The organism is Streptomyces sp. NPDC012769 (genome assembly GCF_042901205.1).
In the GTDB taxonomy this organism is placed as follows: domain Bacteria; phylum Actinomycetota; class Actinomycetes; order Streptomycetales; family Streptomycetaceae; genus Streptomyces.
The window spans coordinates 377,253-392,605 of record NZ_JBIBCP010000001.1 but is presented as its reverse complement, the minus strand read 5'-3'; the positions used below and the strand labels follow the sequence as shown (position 1 = coordinate 392,605).

Genomic DNA, 15,353 nt, shown 5'->3' with positions numbered 1-15,353 from the left:
TAGAAAGAGGGGGTGACTTCCTCCTCCCACCAGCCGCCGACCCGCCGCGCGCCTCTCGCCCCCACCCGCCGCGCGCCCCTCGCTCCCACCCGCCGCACCCTGTTGGCCGATGCCGCGCTCGGCGTCCTCGCCGACGCAGGGATGCGCGGCCTGACCCACCGGGCCGTCGACGCCGCCGCGGGGCTGCCGGCGGGCACGACCTCCGCGTACTTCCGGACCCGTTCCGCCCTGCTCACCGGGCTGGTCCGCCGCCTGGTCGAGCTCGACCAGGCGGAGCTGACCGCGGCGGCCGAGCGCACCGCGACGCTCCGTACGGCCGACGACCTCGTCCAGGGCCTCGCCGCCCTGGTCGCCGCACGGACCCGGGGAGAAGGGCGACGCCGGTCCCTCGCCCGCTACGCCTGCGTCCTGGAGAGCGTGCGAGACCCCGAACTGAGAGACATCCTGGTGCCGAGGGAGAACCCGGGGCGCGAGGCGGTCCGGTCCTTCCTCGCCGCCCGGGGCGTCACGGATCCCGAAGCCCGCACGCTGACGCTGCTCGCCTGCGTGGACGGACTGGTCCTGGACCGGGTGGTCGCCGGAGAGGAGGCGCCGAGCCGGGGGACCGAGGCGACCGAGGCGATCGAGGGGCTCGTGGCGGCGGCCCTCCGCCCGTGAGCGCACGGGCGGACCCGTGGACGTCAGCAAGGCGGACGCGTGGACGTCAGCAAGGGAGCAGGCTCCGATGGACAGCAACGGCAGCAGGGCCGGTACCGCCAGCATGGCCGGCAACGCCGGCACGGCGGGCGACGACGGCCGGGCCTTCGTCTACACCACCTACATCCGCACCACCCCCGACGAGCTGTGGAAGGCGCTCACCGATCCGGTCTTCACCCGCCGCTACTGGGGCGTGGCCTTCGAGAGCGACTGGACCACCGGCTCGACCATGGTCTGGGAGGAGGGCGGCAGGACCACGTCCGACCCCGCCCAGGTCGTCCTCGCCGCCGAGCCGGGACGCCTCCTCTCGTACACCTGGCACACCTTCACCCCCGAGTGGGCCCTGGCCGTCGGCATCGGCGAGGACATCTACGCCCGGCTCGTGGAGGAGGGCCGCTCCAAGGTCACCTACCGGATCGAACCGGCCGGGGACATGGTGAAACTGACCGTCGTCCACGACGACCTCGACCCCGGCGGCACCATCCGCGCCCTCGTGGCCGAGGGCTGGCCGGCGCTGATCTCCAGCCTGAAGTCGCTCCTGGAGACGGGAGAGGAACTCCCGGAGGTCCCCCGCTGATCACCCACCACCCTCGTCCTCGGGCCGCGACACCGCGCCGACCTCGCCGCCCCGAGCGCTCGCGTTGCTGCTTTCGAGTCGTCTCACTCGCTCCTCACGCGCCACGCCAGGTCAGGTGATCATCTTTTCGCCCCGCGATGCGATGTGATGCACCGGTCGGATCCGGACGGAAGGGGCTCCCGGGGTGCCGTCGCACAGGAAGACCGAAGGCGAGAACACCGCAAGCGGCGAGGCGCGAGGCGGGAAGGCCGTCGGGGGGATGGCCGTCGTGGGGATGGCCGTGGGCCGGAAGGCCGTCGGCGGGAAGGCCGTGGGCCAGAAGGTCGCGGGATGGGGCGTGTCCCTCGCCGCCGGCGCGGTGCTCGTCCTTCACCCGGCCCAGCCGCCTGCCGTCGACCAGACCGTCGCCGCCCCCGCCGCCGCCGTCCCCGCGGGGGCCGTCGCCGCCTCGGTGGGTGCCTGCCCGGCCTCCGGCCGCATCTGCACCGCGCCCCGCCGCAACGTGGTCCTCGACGGACGGACCCTCACCCTCGACGACGCGGCCACCGGCCCCCTCGACGTCGTCCTGCGCACCGCCGGACGCCTCACCGACGTGACCGTCACCGACCACGAGGGCCGCGGGATCGCCGGCACCGTGAGCGCCGACGGCGCCCGCTGGACCAGCGCCGCCCCGCTCGCGGCCGACGGCCGCTACACCGCCCGACTGCTCGTCGAGCGCTCCGAGGGCGGTCGCCACCGGCGCCACCTCGCCCGGCTCCGGCTGCGCACCCCGGCCGTGCCCGCGGGGGAACGGCTCACCGCCGAACTCGGCCCCGGCGGCGGCACGTACGGAGTGGGCCAGCCCCTCACCGCCGAGCTGAGCCACCCCGTGCCCGCCACCGACACCGAGGCCCGCCGCACGGTCGAACGCGCCCTGCACGTCAGCTCCGAACCCCGCGTCGAGGGCTCCTGGCACTGGGTCGGACCCACGACCCTCCACTACCGGCCGCGCGACTACTGGCCCGCCCGCGCCACCGTCCGCGTCCGCAGCGCCCTCGACGGGGTCCGCGTCACCGGCCGGCTCCACGGCGGCCCCTCCGCGCCGCTCACCCTCACCATCGGCGACCGGATCGAGGCGGTCACCGACGTCGCCGCGCACACCATGACCGTGTACCGCGACGGGCAGGCCGTCCGCACCATCCCGGTCACCACCGGCAAGGCCGGCTACCGCACCCGCGGCGGCGTCAAGGTGGTCCTGGGCAAGGAGGCCACCGTCCGGATGCGCGGCGACTCCATCGGCATCGCGCGCGGCAGCCGAGACTTCTACGACCTCAAGGTCCGCTGGGCCACCCGGGTCACCTGGAGCGGCGAGTACCTGCACGCCGCCCCCTGGTCCCTCGACGCCCAGGGCAGTGCGAACGTCAGCCACGGCTGCACCGGCATGAGCACCGAGAACGCGGCCTGGCTCTTCCGCACGGTCCGCCGGGGCGACGTGGTCCGCGTGATCAACGGGTACGGCGAGCGGATGACGCCGTTCGGCAACGGCTACGGCGACTGGAACCTCAGCTGGACCGAGTGGCTCCGCGGCAGCGCCCACGGTCCCGCCGCCGCCCCGGACACCGAGGACGGCGCCGGCGCCCTCCGGCCCGCCCTGTGACGTACGCCCGGCGGACACTGGCGAGCCCCCGGCAACGTCCTGCAATGAGCGCCTTCAGGTCCGTCAGCCGTCAGACCCGTCCGCCGCCCGCCGTGTCCGAGGAGAGCCGCTGCGCCGCGTAGATCGGGATCACGGAGAGCAGGACGAGCAGCGCGGCCACCACGCTCACCACCGGGGCCTGCTGGGGCCGTGTCATGTTGTCGAAGATCCACAAGGGCAGGGTCTGCACCCCAGGCCCGGCCGTGAACGTGGTGACCACGACCTCGTCGAAGGAGAGGGCGAAGGCGAGGAGCGCGCCGGCGAGCAGCGCCGAACGCAGCTGCGGGAAGGTGATGTCCCAGAAGGTGCGGAAGGTGTGCGCGCCCAGGTCCATCGCCGCCTCCTCGTAGGAGCCGGGCATCCGTCGCAGCCGCGCCACCACGTTGTTGAACACGACCACGATGCAGAAGGTGGCGTGCCCGACGACGACCGTGAACAGTCCGAGGCCCACGCCGAGCGGTTCGAGGACCGTGCCGAAGGCCGAGTTGAGCGCGATGCCCGTGACGATGCCCGGCAGTGCGATCGGCAGCACCACCGCGAACGACACCGCCTCGCGCCCGAAGAAGGTGTGCCGGTGGACGGCGAACGCGATGAGCGTGCCGAGCACGAGCGCGACGGCCGTCGCCGCGAGCCCCGTCCGCACCGAGGTCCACAGGGCCTCGCGGGCCCCCTCGTTGGCCCAGGCGGCCGACCACCACCTCAGGGTGACCCCGGGCGGCGGCCAGCTCGCCGAACGGTCCGGGTTGAGCGAACCGACGAGCACGAGCAGCAGGGGCAGGTAGATCACGGCGAAGCCGAGCCCGGCCGCGGTGCGCAGCGCGATCCGCGCGGGACGGGAGAGGTTCATCGGGAGCGGTCCTTCCACGGGTGTCGGTTCCGCCGGCGCACGAGGGCACCGGTCGCAGCCGGTACACGAGGCACCGGTCGCGGGCAGCACCAGGGGCCGGTCACAGGCTGCGCAGCGCCCCCGTGCGCCGCACCGCGAGCAGGTAGAGCACGATGACGGCCACCGGCACGGTGCCGAGCGCGGCGGCGAGCGGCAGGTTGAGGGTGACGTTGGAGTGGACGAGGTTGCCGATGAGCTGGGTCTTGCCGCCGACGACCTGCACGGTGATGTAGTCGCCGAGGCTGAGCGAGAAGGTGAACACCGATCCGGCCGCCACCGCCGGCCGCACCAGCGGCAGCACCACCGAGACGAAGGTCCGTCCGGCCCGTGCGCCGAGGTCGGCCGAGGCGTGCAACAGGCTGTCCGGGAGCTGCTCGAGCGCCGTGTGCACCGGGAGGATCATGTACGGCAGCCAGAGGTAGGTCAGCACCAGGACGGTGGCGGTCAGTCCGTATCCCGGGCCCGTGAGGCCCAGGGGCCGCAGCGCCCAGTCGAGCGGCCCGCCCTCGGAGAGGATCAGCCGCCACGCGTACACCTTGACGAGGTAGCCGGCCCACAGCGGGGTGAGGATCGCGACCACCAGCAGCGGCCGGCGGCGGGGGCTCGCCACCCGGGCGGTGTAGAAGGCCAGCGGGAAGGCGATCAGGGCGCACAGGACGGTCACGGCGAGGGCGACGCCGACCGTGCGCAGGGCGACCGTCCGATACACGGGGGAGGCCACCAGCTCCTGGAAGTTCTGCGCCGACCAGACCCTGACCACCTGCGAGGTGAAGGAGTCGGTGGTCCAGAAGGCGGACAGGAACAGGGCGGCCAGCGAGCCCAGGTAGGCGAGCACCAGCCACAGCAGCGGCGCGGTGAGCAGCGCGGCGAGCCGGATCCGGGGCCGCCGGTGCAGGGCCCCGGCGAGCCACCGGACCGGACCGGCGACGGACCGGCCGGTGGAGGTCCGGTCGCCTTTGCCGGTCCGTGGCGAGGGGGAGAGCGCGGTCATGGACGAGGTCAGCCCTTGATCTCGTTCCACGCCTGGACCCACTTGGCGTACGGCACGCAGCGGGCGTCCGTGCGGCCGTCGAGGCACTGCTCGATGGGCGTGGTCCAGAAGTGCACGTTCTTCCAGTAGGCCTCGTCGGTGGCGTGGAAGGTGGCGCAGTGCGCCTTGTCGGCGGTCTCGGCGCAGGACCGGGCGTTGGCGGGCGCCTCGCCGAAGTACTCGGCGACCTGGGCGTTGGTCTTCGGCGAGACGATCCAGTCGAGCCACTTGTAGGCGCAGTTGGGGTGCTTGGCCTTGGCGGACACCATCCACGTGTCGGACCAGCCGGTGGCACCCTCCTTCGGCAGCACGACCTCGACCTCGGCACCCTCTGCCTTGGCCAGGTTGGCGATGACCTGCCAGCTGGTGCCGACGACCGAGTCGCCGCTCTTGAAGGCGGAGATCTCCTTCAGATAGTCGCTCCAGTACTCGCCGACGTGCTCGTTCTGCGCCCTGAGGAGCGCGACGGCGGCGTCGAACTGCTTCTGGTCGAGCGCATAGGGGTTCGTGATGCCGAGCTCGGGCCTCGTCGCCTTCAGGTAGAGGGCGGCGTCGGCGATGTAGATGGGGGAGTCGTAGGCGGTGACCTTGCCGCTGTGGGCGGAGGCCCCGTCGAAGACGGCCGACCAGGAATCGGGCGCCGGGGTGACCTTCGCCGTGTCGTACATGAGGAGGTTGGCGCCGCGGCCGTGCGGGATGCCGTAGGAGACTCCCTTGACGGAGTTCCACTCCTTGTTCTTCAGACCCGCGAAGACGTCGGCGTAGTTCGGGACGAGCGCGGTGTTGACGGGGGCCGCGTCGCCGGAGGCGATGAGGCGCAGGGAGGCGTCGCCCGAGGCGGAGACGGCGTCGTACCGGCCGGTCTTCATCAGCGCGACCATCTCGTCGGAGGTGGCGGCCGTCTTGGCGTTGACCTGGCAGCCGGTCCGCTTCTCGAAGGCGCTCACCCAGTCGACCTTCGGGTCGTTGGAACCGTCCTCGACATAACCGGCCCAGGCGATCAGATTGACCTCGCCCTCGGGTGCGCCGAGCGCCGTGGGCGCCTTGAGCGCGGGCGGGTTGAGACCGCCGGACTTCCCGGAGCCGGCCGGATCGGCGGATCCGCAGGCGGTGACGAGCAGCAGGCCGGAGACGGCGGCGGCGATCAGGAGCGAGCGGTGCGGACGCACGTGGTTCTCCCTTGCGGTGAGGGTGCGGGACCTGGCGGGTGGAGGGGCCGGATACGGGAGTTCGGTGCCGGTCGGCCGGTCAGCGGGTCAGCCGGTCGGGCGGTCGGGCGGTCAGGCGGTCAGGCGGTCAGGGGGCGTCGGGGACGGGCACCGCGTGCCGCGGATGCCAGCGGAGGCCCACCCGGGCGCCACGGAAGGCGGCGAGGTCGGTGGAGGAGGTCTCCAGGTTCTGCTGGACGGCGGTGAGCCGGCCGCCCGTGTCGAGGTCGACGAGGAAGCGGGTGGCGTCGCCCAGGTAGACCACCTCGGCCACGGTCCCCACGGCGCTCGCGTGCCCCGCCTCGACGGGCGCGGCCGGGTCCTTGACCACGCGGATCTTCTCCGGCCGGATGCTGTACGTGCCGGAGGCGCCGACCACGGCCCGCGCGGTGCCCCCGACGAGGAGGTTGGACGTGCCGACGAACCCGGCGACGAAGGGCGTGGCGGGGCGTTCGTAGATCTCGCCGGGGGTGCCGACCTGTTCGATCCGGCCCTGGTGGAAGACGGCGATCCGGTCGCTCATCGTCAGGGCCTCCTCCTGGTCGTGGGTGACGAACACGAAGGTGATCCCGACCTGCCGCTGGATCGCCTTGAGCTCGACCTGCATCTGCTCGCGCAGCTTGAGGTCGAGGGCGCCGAGCGGTTCGTCCAGGAGCAGCACCCGGGGACGGCCGACGAGGGCGCGGGCGAGGGCGACGCGCTGGCGCTGGCCGCCGGAGAGCTCGCCGGGCCGGCGCCGGCCGAGCCCTTCGAGCCGTACCTGGGCGAGCGCGGCGCGGGCCCGGACCAGACGTTCGGCCTTCGGGACGCCGCGCACCTTCAGGCCGTAGGCGACGTTCTGTTCGACCGTCATGTGCGGGAAGAGGGCGTAGTCCTGGAAGACGGTGTGGACGTCACGCTCGAAGGGGGCGAGGCGGGTGACGTCCCGGCCGGCCAGTTCCACCGTTCCCGCGCTCGGCGTCTCGAAGCCGGCGATCATCCGCAGCACGGTGGTCTTCCCAGAGCCGGAGGGGCCGAGCATCGAGAAGAACTCGCCGTCGATCATCTCCAGGTCCACCCCGGCCACCGCCTCGGTCCGGCCGTAGCTCTTGCGTAGTCCTGACAGCCGGATCGCCGTTCGCTCCATGGGCGGGAACCTTTCCGGTGCGGGGGCGCGTTCTCACGATGGGCGCAAACATATGAAGTCATAGTTCAAATCTCAAGACCCCTTTAAGGTAAAGCCTGAGTCAACGACCGAGGTGGTACACCGTGAGACCAGACGGCACACAGGGCGGGGGCGCGCCGGGGAGCGCCCGCAGGGCCGTGTTCACCCCCGTCGACACCCGTGCCCGGGTCGACACCGTGGTGCGCCGGCTCGGCGACGCCATCGAGCTCGGGCTCCTGTCCGACGGTGAGCAGTTGCCCGGCGAGACCGAGCTGGCCGGACAGCTGGGGGTCTCCACCGTCACCCTGCGCGAGGCCCTCATGGCCCTGCGGCAGCAGGGCCTGGTCACCACCCGCCGCGGCCGGGGCGGCGGCAGCTTCGTCACCGTCCCCGAAGGGCCGCCCCAGGAGCGGCTGCGTGCACGGCTCGCCGACTGGTCCACCGAGGAGCTGCGGGACCTCGGAGACCACTGGGCCGCCGTCTCCGGGGCCGCCGCCCTGCTGGCCGCGCAGCGCACCCAGCCCGGCGACCTGCGCCCCCTCACCCGTACCGTCGACGAACTCGCCCGTGCCGAGGACGCCGCCGCCCGCAGCCGGCTCTACGGCCGCTTCCACGTCGAACTCGCCGCCGCCGCCCAGTCCGCCCGGCTCACCCGCGAGGAGATCGCCCTCCAGGCCGAGTTGGGCGCCCTGCTCGTCCTGGTCCTCGACGACACCGCGTATCTCGCGGGCGTGGCGGATCGTCACCGCTCCGTGATCTCCGCCGTGCAGGATGAGGCCGACGAGCGGGCAAGAATGCTGGCCGAGCAGTGCGTACGCGAGTCCGTGGGCCGGCTGATCGCCCTGCGGCTCGCTCCCCCCACCCGCGCACCCGAGCCGCGTCCCGAGGAGGACACCGATGGCCAGGACCACCGGGCTCGCCCGCCCCACGGGGGCCGCCCCTGACACGTCCGCCCACGATGCGTCCGCCCCAGACGCGTCCACCCACGACCCGTCCGCCCACGACGCATCCACGCCTGAGGCGTCCACCCCTGGCGCGGACGGCTCCCCGGCGGCGCCCTCCGTCCCGGGCCTCTCCGCCGCGGTCGCCGACGCGGTCTCCCGGCGCGTGGGCGACACCCTCGAAGGGGTCTTCGCCGCCGTCGCCGCCACGGCCGCCGACACCGCGGCCCTGCTCGCCGCGGCGGGCTACGGCGGCCGGCGCCCGGTCTCCGCCGACCTCGCGGCGCTCCGGCCCGGACTCCACGGCCGCCTCGCGGACGCCGACAGGTCAGCCGGCCCTGCGGGGGCGGAACTCCCCGGCCTCGTCTCGGGAGTCGGCTTCGTCGCCGCGCCCGGGCTCCTCGCCGACGTACCGTCCTGGCTGGAATGGTGGCAGCGCGGCCCCGACGGCGCCGTGCGCCCGCTGCTCCTCGACCTCGACCCGGAGCACTCGGCCTACTCCGACTACACCCACTGGGACTGGTACGCGCTGCCCCGCGAGACCGGCCGACGGGCCGTCGCGGGGCCCTACGTCGACTACCTCTGCTCGGACGAGTACGGCCTGACGCTCTCCGCGCCGGTGCACGTCGACGGCGCGTTCGTCGGCGTCGCCGCCGCCGACGTCTATCTGCGCCACTTCGAGGCGGCCGTGCTGCCCGTGCTCCAGGAACTCCCCGTCCCCGCCCGGCTGGTGAACGCCCGCGGCCGGGTCGCCGCCTCCACCGACCCGGCCCATCTCGCCGGCTCCCTCGTCAAGGGCCCCGACTTCGCCGCGGTCCTCGCGGCCTCCGCCCCCGTCCCGCCGGCCGTCCACCGCCACGGCACCCTGCACCTGACACCCTGCGGGGGCGCCCCTCTGGTGCTCGTGACACCGCGGCGGTGAACGGCCCTCCGTACCCGCGCCCGACTCCCTAGCGGTACTCGACCGTCAACGTCACCGGAGCGGCCTGGTTGACGAAGAGATACGCCGTCCCCGTCGGGGGCGACGCGAAGCCGAGGCGCATCTGGGTGGTCCCGCTGCGGTCCAGGGCCGCGAGGCCGGCCGGTGACAGATCGGTGGACACCGCGCCGCCCGACGAGAAGGCGCCGATCTGCGCCGCACCGGCCGCCGTCGCCGGCGCCGACCAGTCCCCGGCCTCGACCGCGCAGCCGCCGAAGCAGCCCGTACGGACGTCCACGAGCAGCCGGTTGCCGGCCGGCGAGGCCCAGGGGTCGCCCGAGCCGCTCGACCGGGTCACCGACAGATATGCCCGGGTGATCTCCTTGCCGGCCGGGATCCTCGACGTGTCGAAGGAGAGCAGCGTCCGGTTCACCTTGCCGTCCGAACCCCGGCCGACCGCGAAGCCGTACGAGTCCTCGAGGGTCCCGACCGCCGCGCCCGAACCGTCGGCCGCCGCCTTCACGTACCCGTCCCGCGCGTCCACGCTCGGCAGCGTCACCGAGCTGCCTCCGGTGGGCGGCGGAGTGGTGCCGCGCAGCGCCCGGACCATGCCCATCACGGCCTCGATCTGCTTCCCGCCGTGCCGGTCGTAGGCCGCGTCACCCAGATAACCCCACCAGTTCCAGCAGCCGTTGGGGTTCTCCAGGGTGCCGGTCGCCGCCGCCTGCGGATACAGCACGATCATCGCGTTGGTGTCCGCGTACTCGTTCAGATAGGCGTTCTCGACGAACCGCGTCCCGAACCCCTGATAGGAGGAGCCCTGCTTGCAGCCGTGCAGCGCCACCATGAGCGTGCAGACGGCGCCGTCCGCGCAGGACCTGGGCACGTACGCGAAGCCCTCGCCGCCCATCGACAGGGCCGCCGCCGAACCGCCCGGAGCGTAGGCGTTCTGGTCGAAGCGGATCAGGGTGCCGGAAGGGGTCGCGGCGGGCGCCGCGACCGAGCCGAGGAGATGGCCGAGCAGCTCGCGCTCGGCGTCGACGCCGCAGTCGTTGACGAACGGCGTCTGCGTCACCCCGCAGGAGTTGGGACCGAGAGGGCTGATCCAGGCGTGGCCGGCGGCCGTCGTGCGCTCGTAGCGGACCCGGGCCCCGAAGCGACCGTAGTAGTCGGCGAGCGCGGTCGCGACCGGCTGCTTCACGGTCGTGTCGTTCGTCCCGCTGAAGACGTACACGGGATCCCCGGACAGATTGGATATCGGGTCCACCATCCCTTGTGCCGACCGGTCCCGGGTCGTCTGCTCCAGCCTGCTCAGCTGGAGGTCCTGGACGGTGTCCATGCACGCGTTGAGCGCGGTGGCCAGGGAGTTCTGTGCACAGTGGTACGGGCCCGAGGCGAAGGCCGCCGATCCGGAGAAGGTGCCCGAATACGCCACGTGGAGCTGAGTCGCCATGTATCCGCCCGACGAGATCCCGGCGGTGTACACGGAACTCACGTCGTACGGGGTGAGGCTGCCGGGCACGGGCGCCGGAGCCGCCGCCGCGGCGGGGGACGCGGGGGCGGCGAGGAACAGGGCGGTGACGGCGGACAGCAGCAGCGCGGCGAGGCGCCGCGGTCGTGTGGTGGGTGGTGGTGAGGTGTGCCGTGGGGCGGGTGGGGCGGTGCGGGGTGTTCGTGAAGGACGCATCAGGACTCCCGTGCGGCTCGAACGGGTGGGGATGCGCCGGAGAGTAGGGGTGGCGCGAACCACACCCCTATGGGCCGGGAAGCCACAAACGACCGGTCGGAGTATGGCGCGCCACGACCTGGCAGCGGCCCGGACGGGTCCGACTGGGCCGACCGGGCGACCCGGGCCAGGTCGCCGACGGCGGCCATGCCGCGTGGCAGCTCCGCCAGGCGACGGCGGTCAGCGGGCGACGGCGGTCGGTCGTTGACGGCCGTCAGTCGTTGACGGCGGTCAGCAGCACGACCGCGTCCTCCAGGGCGGTCAGTCCATGGCGTTCCTTCGGCAGCATCTGGAGCTGCCCCGCCTCCAGTTCCTGGGTCCGCCCCGACGCCGTCAGCTCCACCCGGCCCCGCAGCACCTGGAGACTCGCGGCCGGCGGAGCGTTGTGCTCGTCCAGCGCCATGCCGGCGATCAGCGCGATCACGCTCTGCCGGAGCACCCCGTCGTGCACCACCAGATGGGCGCTGCGGCCGTGCGCGTCGGAGCGCGCGTTCGCCAGGTGCTCGTCGGCCAGGGCATCGAGCTCGAAGGGTTCGGGCTGCTGCATCGTCTCTCCCTGCGGGTGGCGGACCGGTACCCCCAGCCTCACGCGTGGCGGGCGTCACGCAACTCGGGACCGGCCCCCACGACCGTCCCCGGCGGCGCGTGTCCCGCCCGGGCGGCGGCGACCCCGGGGCTACGGTGAGGCGGTGCAGCGCGCCGACGACCGGCTGACGCTCGCCGCGTTCGCCGCCGCCGCGCTCTTCGCCGGCGGCAACGCGGTCGGCGTCCGCTTCAGCAACCGTGAGCTCGACCCCCTGTGGGGCGCCGCCCTCCGCTTCGGCGCGGCCTCCCTGGTGCTCCTCGCCCTCATGGCCGTACGGCGGATGCCTTTCCCGCGCGGCAGGGCGCTCGCCGGCGCCGCCGTCTTCGGCGTCCTCAACTTCGGCGTGACCTTCGCCCTCGCCTACTACGCCCTCGTCCGCATCCACGCCGGGTTCGGACAGACGATCCTCTCCCTCACCCCGCTCGCCACGCTCCTCCTCGCCGTCGCCCAGGGCCTCGAACGCTTCCGCGCGGCCGCCGCCGTCGGCACCGTCCTCGCCACCGCCGGAGTGGCCCTCATCTCCCGTACCCCGCTCAGCGGCGACGTGCCCCTGCTGTCCTTCCTCGCGATCCTCGGCAGCATGCTCTGCTTCGCGCAGGCGACCGTGCTGGTCCGGCGACTGCCCAAGGTCCATCCCGTCACCATGAACGCCGTCGGCATGACCATCGCCTCCGTGCTCCTCTTCGCGGGCTCCGCCGCCGCCGGCGACACCTGGCGACTCCCGGACCGGCCCGCCACCTGGTGGGCGCTCGCCTATCTGGTCGTCGCCGGCTCCGTCCTCACCTTCGTGCTCTACCTCTACGTGGTCCACCGCTGGGACGCGTCCCGTGCCGCGTACGTCTTCGTCGTCGTCCCCGTCGTCACCATCGTGCTCTCGGCCTGGCTCGACGACGAACCCCTCACCGCGGCCCTGCTCCTCGGCACGCCCCTGATCCTCGCCGGGGTCTACGTGGGCGCCCTCCGGAGACGGTCCCCAGCGCCGCGCTAGTGCCGTGTCGGACAACGTGTGCCCGGGAAGCGGGAGATCGCCCTGTCGACCGGTGGGAGGGTGGGGCCATGGAGATTGCCGACCGCACGCTGACGGTGGACGTGATCGCGGCCCTGACGTACTGACCCGGCGTCATCTGGGGAGGCCACAAGAACCCTCCGGACCCGGTGGACCTCACCGTCCTGCCCCCCTTCTTCGACGAGGTGCTGCGTGCACTTCCCTGGTGGAGATTCCAAGCCAAGATCGGCGACGTGGTCCTCGGTCCCGCCGTGACCGCTGCCGGGCGGCTGGAGTCGCCGGGGTTCTGGGCATGTCCGAAGCCGACGTCAGAGTCATCGCCGGACTCGGCGACGGCAGCGCGCGGTAGGGGACAGGCGGCACTACGGCCCGTCCAGAGCGGGCGGCGGGGGGCTCCACCTGCGCTTGGGGGAGACCGCCGAGGACAGGCCGTAGTCCTTCCTGAGGTGCTCGGGGATGGCGTAGTGCATGACCCGGCCCCGGGTGAGGGAGGACAGCTCGAACACGGTCGTCAGGTGACCGAGCCGGTCGAGGAGCCAGGCAGCGAGCGGTGAGCGGTCCTCGACGGTCTCCAGGACGCCCAGCAGACGCGGCACCGCCTTGACGACGGTGTCCCACGAGGTGCGGGGGACCTCCAGCCAGTCGGCGCACGTGTCGCCCACCAGATGCCGGACGAGCGCGGAGACGATCGGGTCGAACAGCGTGCCCGGCACCACCTCCTCGTAGAGCTCGATCAGCTGCCTGGTCAGCAGCGCCCCCTCCTCCGACGGCCCCATGTGCCGGATCATGTACCGGTCGAGGAAACGGCGGGCCTCGGCCAGGTCCTTCGGCACGGCGTCCTGGTCGACGCCGAGCATCGCGCCGACCACCCGCCACGCGTAGAAGTAGGCCTCCGCGCCTTCCGTGGACATGTGGATGCCGAGCCGGTGCAGACTGTCGAGGACGAGCATCGAGAAGAACATCTGCCCGCCGATCATGTCCTCCTGACAGATCGGCACCCCCAGCCGCTCGACGTCCCAGCGGTCCTCCCGCCGCAGGTGGTGACGGATCGAGGCGTGCAGCAGCCTGACCTTCTGCGCGGCCGGGACGAACCGCCCGCCCGCCTCGAAGGCGTCCGGCCGCATCAGATACACCGTGAACTGCCCGGTCTCCGCCATCCGCTTGGCCGGGTAGCGCAGCCCGTGCGTCGCCGAGAGGAGCTTCGCCACGTGCGGGACGAGATAGCAGGCGGGCATGGCGGCGAAGGACAGCGCGGTGGTGATGTGCACGTCGTTGTCGGTGAAGAAGAGCCGCGCCTTCTCCATCTCGCCCCAGTCCACCCAGCTCGGCGGCGCGGCGGTGACCTCCAGATACTCGCGGGCGACCTCCGGCAGCCCGTCCGGGAGGGGCGCGCCGGCCGTGGAGACGAAGCGCATCAGCGTGTTGAAGGTGCCGACCTGCCCGCGTGCGAACAGGGTGGCGACGGTGGCGTCGGCGAGTTCGTCGCCGACTTGGCGCAGGGCGTCCATCGACGCCTCGGTGGGGATCATGCGAGGTTCCTTCGGTGCTGCGGTACGGGAGCGGTGATCAGGACGACCGGGTCGAGGCGGAGTGCGCGAGCGAGCCGAGCGCGGTGACGGCGGCGGGTGGTAGGTCGAGCTCGTCCAGCGCGCGCAGCGCCTCCTCGACCCGGGCGGTGATCATGCGCTCCACCCGCTCGGGCGCCTTCAGGCCCCGCATCAGCGCACGGACCTCCTCCGCGCCGTCGCCGGCCCCGTCGGTCCCCCGGGCCCCGCCGGAACCGCCCGCGTCGGAACCGCCCGCGCGCAGCAGGACGCTCAGCCGCGCGCGCTGGTCGACGTCCGCGACCCGCCAGGTCTCCGCGAGCAGCGCCGTGGGCCGGTGCCCGCGCAGATCGTCGCCGGTGGCCTTGCCCGTGCGCTCCGGGTCCCCGAACAGGCCCAGCAGGTCGTCCCTCAACTGGAAGGCCTCGCCGAGCGGCAGCCCGTAGGCCGAGTAGCCCTCGCCCAGGCGCGGCGACGCCCCCGCCAGCGCGCCGCCGATCAGCAGCGGCTGCTCCACGGTGTACTTGGCGGTCTTGTAGCGGATCACCTTGAGCGAGGCCGCCGTGTCCGGAGCCGTGCCGGTGTGCAGGATCTCCAGGCACTCGCCCGCGATCAGCTCCCGGGCCAGCGCCGCCCACAGCGGGCGCGCCCGGCCGAGGTAGGCCGCGGGAAGACCGCTGGTGACGAACAACTGCCCGGCCAGGGACATCAGGAGGTCACCGACCAGCATCGCCAGGGACCTGGCCGCGCCGGCGGCCCGTGGATGGTGCGGTACGGCGGCGCGCAGCGCCCGGTGCGCGGTGGGCCGCCCGTGCCGCAGAGGACTGTCGTCGATCAGGTCGTCGTGCACGACCGCCGCCGCGTGCACCAGCTCCATGGAGGCCGCCGCCCGCACCAGCGCGTCGCTGTCCGGCTGACCCCCGCCGCGCCAGCCCCAGTAGCAGAACGCGGCCCGCAGCCGCTTGCCGCTCGCCACCGCCGACTCCAGCTGCCCGGCCACCGGCGCCAGGGACGCGTCGACGGCGGTCAGCGCGTCCGCCTCCACGGCGACGAAACGGTGCAGCACCTCGTCGACCCGCGCCTTGAACGCGACCGGATCCCACGCCTCAGACGTCATCGCGAGCCTGCCCGGCCTGCCGGGCCAGCACATGCCGGGCCAGCACCTCCAGGTGGGCCGGCGGCGGACCCGTCCGGCGGTCCAGGGCCAGGCGCCCGCGCGCGATCAGGTCCCGCTCGGCCTCCTCGACCAGCTGCGCGGTGTCCGAGCGCCGTAACAGCCCCCGTACCGTCCCCAGTGCCGAACCCAGCGTGCTCACCGCGAGATCCGCGAGGCCGGCGACCAGCAACACCGCCCGCTCCTCGGCACCCCGGTCCCCGCCGCCACGCTCTTCGTTCCCCGACGTCATGGCAGACAG

At 73.3% G+C, this 15,353-nt stretch carries 15 protein-coding genes; 6 read left to right on the top strand and 9 right to left on the bottom strand.

All coding sequences use genetic code 11. The features are described 5' to 3' along the window. Window positions 1-99 precede the first annotated feature (99 nt). The 3 genes from ACFY7C_RS01850 to ACFY7C_RS01840 all read left to right on the top strand — a co-directional run bounded on the left by ACFY7C_RS01850 (window position 100) and on the right by ACFY7C_RS01840 (window position 2,909). On the top strand, window positions 100-657 hold the full coding sequence (locus tag ACFY7C_RS01850; RefSeq protein ID WP_389645873.1) for a TetR/AcrR family transcriptional regulator: 558 nt from the start codon (window positions 100-102) through the stop codon (window positions 655-657). A 67-nt stretch (window positions 658-724) separates the two neighbouring features. Then, entirely contained in the window at window positions 725-1,273 is a 549-nt protein-coding gene (locus ACFY7C_RS01845; protein WP_389642203.1) for an SRPBCC family protein, read from the top strand. Window positions 1,274-1,547: 274 nt separating this feature from the next. Continuing rightward, a complete protein-coding gene (locus ACFY7C_RS01840) occupies window positions 1,548-2,909 on the top strand; it encodes an Ig-like domain-containing protein (protein WP_389645870.1) in 1,362 nt (453 codons plus the stop codon). 70 nt (window positions 2,910-2,979) lie between these two features. Here ACFY7C_RS01840 and ACFY7C_RS01835 read toward each other — a convergent pair whose 3' ends face one another. The 4 genes from ACFY7C_RS01835 to ACFY7C_RS01820 form a co-directional block, all read right to left on the bottom strand. Further along, entirely contained in the window at window positions 2,980-3,795 is an 816-nt protein-coding gene (locus tag ACFY7C_RS01835; RefSeq protein WP_389642200.1) for an ABC transporter permease, read from the bottom strand. Window positions 3,796-3,895: 100 nt separating this feature from the next. Next, window positions 3,896-4,825, bottom strand: coding sequence for an ABC transporter permease (locus tag ACFY7C_RS01830; RefSeq protein ID WP_389642196.1), 930 nt, complete (start codon window positions 4,823-4,825; stop codon window positions 3,896-3,898). Window positions 4,826-4,833: 8 nt separating this feature from the next. Continuing rightward, window positions 4,834-6,033, bottom strand: coding sequence for an ABC transporter substrate-binding protein (locus tag ACFY7C_RS01825; RefSeq protein WP_389642193.1), 1,200 nt, complete (start codon window positions 6,031-6,033; stop codon window positions 4,834-4,836). Between the two features lie 127 nt (window positions 6,034-6,160). Then, window positions 6,161-7,198: an ABC transporter ATP-binding protein gene (locus ACFY7C_RS01820; protein WP_389642190.1), complete on the bottom strand. Its 1,038-nt coding sequence runs from the start codon at window positions 7,196-7,198 to the stop codon at window positions 6,161-6,163. A gap of 122 nt (window positions 7,199-7,320) precedes the next feature. On the opposite strand from ACFY7C_RS01820, the gene ACFY7C_RS01815 reads away from it, so the two are divergent. Together ACFY7C_RS01815 and ACFY7C_RS01810 are read left to right on the top strand one after the other, a co-directional pair. Then, window positions 7,321-8,160 (top strand): FadR/GntR family transcriptional regulator, encoded by an 840-nt coding sequence (locus ACFY7C_RS01815; RefSeq protein ID WP_389642187.1) that lies wholly within the window; start codon window positions 7,321-7,323, stop codon window positions 8,158-8,160. Further along, window positions 8,114-9,079 carry a hypothetical protein gene (locus tag ACFY7C_RS01810; protein ID WP_389642184.1) on the top strand — a complete coding sequence of 322 codons (966 nt, stop codon included), beginning with the start codon at window positions 8,114-8,116 and terminating at the stop codon, window positions 9,077-9,079. Before ACFY7C_RS01815 ends, ACFY7C_RS01810 begins: the two co-directional genes overlap by 47 nt. A 28-nt stretch (window positions 9,080-9,107) precedes the next feature. Here ACFY7C_RS01810 and ACFY7C_RS01805 read toward each other — a convergent pair whose 3' ends face one another. Further along, complete coding sequence (locus tag ACFY7C_RS01805; RefSeq protein ID WP_389642181.1) at window positions 9,108-10,763, bottom strand: poly(3-hydroxybutyrate) depolymerase; 1,656 nt, start codon at window positions 10,761-10,763, stop codon at window positions 9,108-9,110. A gap of 253 nt (window positions 10,764-11,016) precedes the next feature. Further along, window positions 11,017-11,349, bottom strand: coding sequence for a cupin (locus tag ACFY7C_RS01800; RefSeq protein ID WP_389642178.1), 333 nt, complete (start codon window positions 11,347-11,349; stop codon window positions 11,017-11,019). Between the two features lie 142 nt (window positions 11,350-11,491). Between ACFY7C_RS01800 and ACFY7C_RS01795 the strand changes: the two genes are divergently transcribed. Next, window positions 11,492-12,376, top strand: a complete 885-nt coding sequence (locus ACFY7C_RS01795) for a DMT family transporter (protein ID WP_389642175.1) — start codon at window positions 11,492-11,494, stop codon at window positions 12,374-12,376. A gap of 380 nt (window positions 12,377-12,756) precedes the next feature. Here ACFY7C_RS01795 and ACFY7C_RS01790 read toward each other — a convergent pair whose 3' ends face one another. Genes ACFY7C_RS01790 through ACFY7C_RS01780 form a run of 3 tightly spaced genes read right to left on the bottom strand, consistent with a single transcriptional unit; the run spans window position 12,757 to window position 15,344 of the window. Beyond that, the gene (locus tag ACFY7C_RS01790) at window positions 12,757-13,923 is read right to left on the bottom strand and encodes an oxygenase MpaB family protein (protein WP_389642172.1); all 1,167 of its coding nucleotides are present in this window, start codon (window positions 13,921-13,923) and stop codon (window positions 12,757-12,759) included. A gap of 37 nt (window positions 13,924-13,960) precedes the next feature. Then, the gene (locus ACFY7C_RS01785; protein ID WP_389642169.1) at window positions 13,961-15,055 is read right to left on the bottom strand and encodes a polyprenyl synthetase family protein; all 1,095 of its coding nucleotides are present in this window, start codon (window positions 15,053-15,055) and stop codon (window positions 13,961-13,963) included. Beyond that, window positions 15,045-15,344, bottom strand: coding sequence for a polyprenyl synthetase (locus tag ACFY7C_RS01780; RefSeq protein WP_389642167.1), 300 nt, complete (start codon window positions 15,342-15,344; stop codon window positions 15,045-15,047). Before ACFY7C_RS01780 ends, ACFY7C_RS01785 begins: the two co-directional genes overlap by 11 nt. Window positions 15,345-15,353 lie beyond the last annotated feature (9 nt).

Bases quoted from the DNA above. Each gene is read 5' to 3' on its own strand.
- ACFY7C_RS01845 (WP_389642203.1), top strand. From the start codon at position 725: ATGGACAGCAACGGCAGCAGGGCCGGTACCGCCAGCATGGCCGGCAAC.
- ACFY7C_RS01840 (WP_389645870.1), top strand. From the start codon at position 1,548: ATGGCCGTGGGCCGGAAGGCCGTCGGCGGGAAGGCCGTGGGCCAGAAG.
- ACFY7C_RS01835 (WP_389642200.1), bottom strand. From the start codon at position 3,795: ATGAACCTCTCCCGTCCCGCGCGGATCGCGCTGCGCACCGCGGCCGGG.
- ACFY7C_RS01830 (WP_389642196.1), bottom strand. From the start codon at position 4,825: ATGACCGCGCTCTCCCCCTCGCCACGGACCGGCAAAGGCGACCGGACC.
- ACFY7C_RS01820 (WP_389642190.1), bottom strand. From the start codon at position 7,198: ATGGAGCGAACGGCGATCCGGCTGTCAGGACTACGCAAGAGCTACGGC.
- ACFY7C_RS01810 (WP_389642184.1), top strand. From the start codon at position 8,114: ATGGCCAGGACCACCGGGCTCGCCCGCCCCACGGGGGCCGCCCCTGAC.
- ACFY7C_RS01805 (WP_389642181.1), bottom strand. From the start codon at position 10,763: ATGCGTCCTTCACGAACACCCCGCACCGCCCCACCCGCCCCACGGCAC.
- ACFY7C_RS01800 (WP_389642178.1), bottom strand. From the start codon at position 11,349: ATGCAGCAGCCCGAACCCTTCGAGCTCGATGCCCTGGCCGACGAGCAC.
- ACFY7C_RS01790 (WP_389642172.1), bottom strand. From the start codon at position 13,923: ATGATCCCCACCGAGGCGTCGATGGACGCCCTGCGCCAAGTCGGCGAC.
- ACFY7C_RS01785 (WP_389642169.1), bottom strand. From the start codon at position 15,055: ATGACGTCTGAGGCGTGGGATCCGGTCGCGTTCAAGGCGCGGGTCGAC.
- ACFY7C_RS01780 (WP_389642167.1), bottom strand. From the start codon at position 15,344: ATGACGTCGGGGAACGAAGAGCGTGGCGGCGGGGACCGGGGTGCCGAG.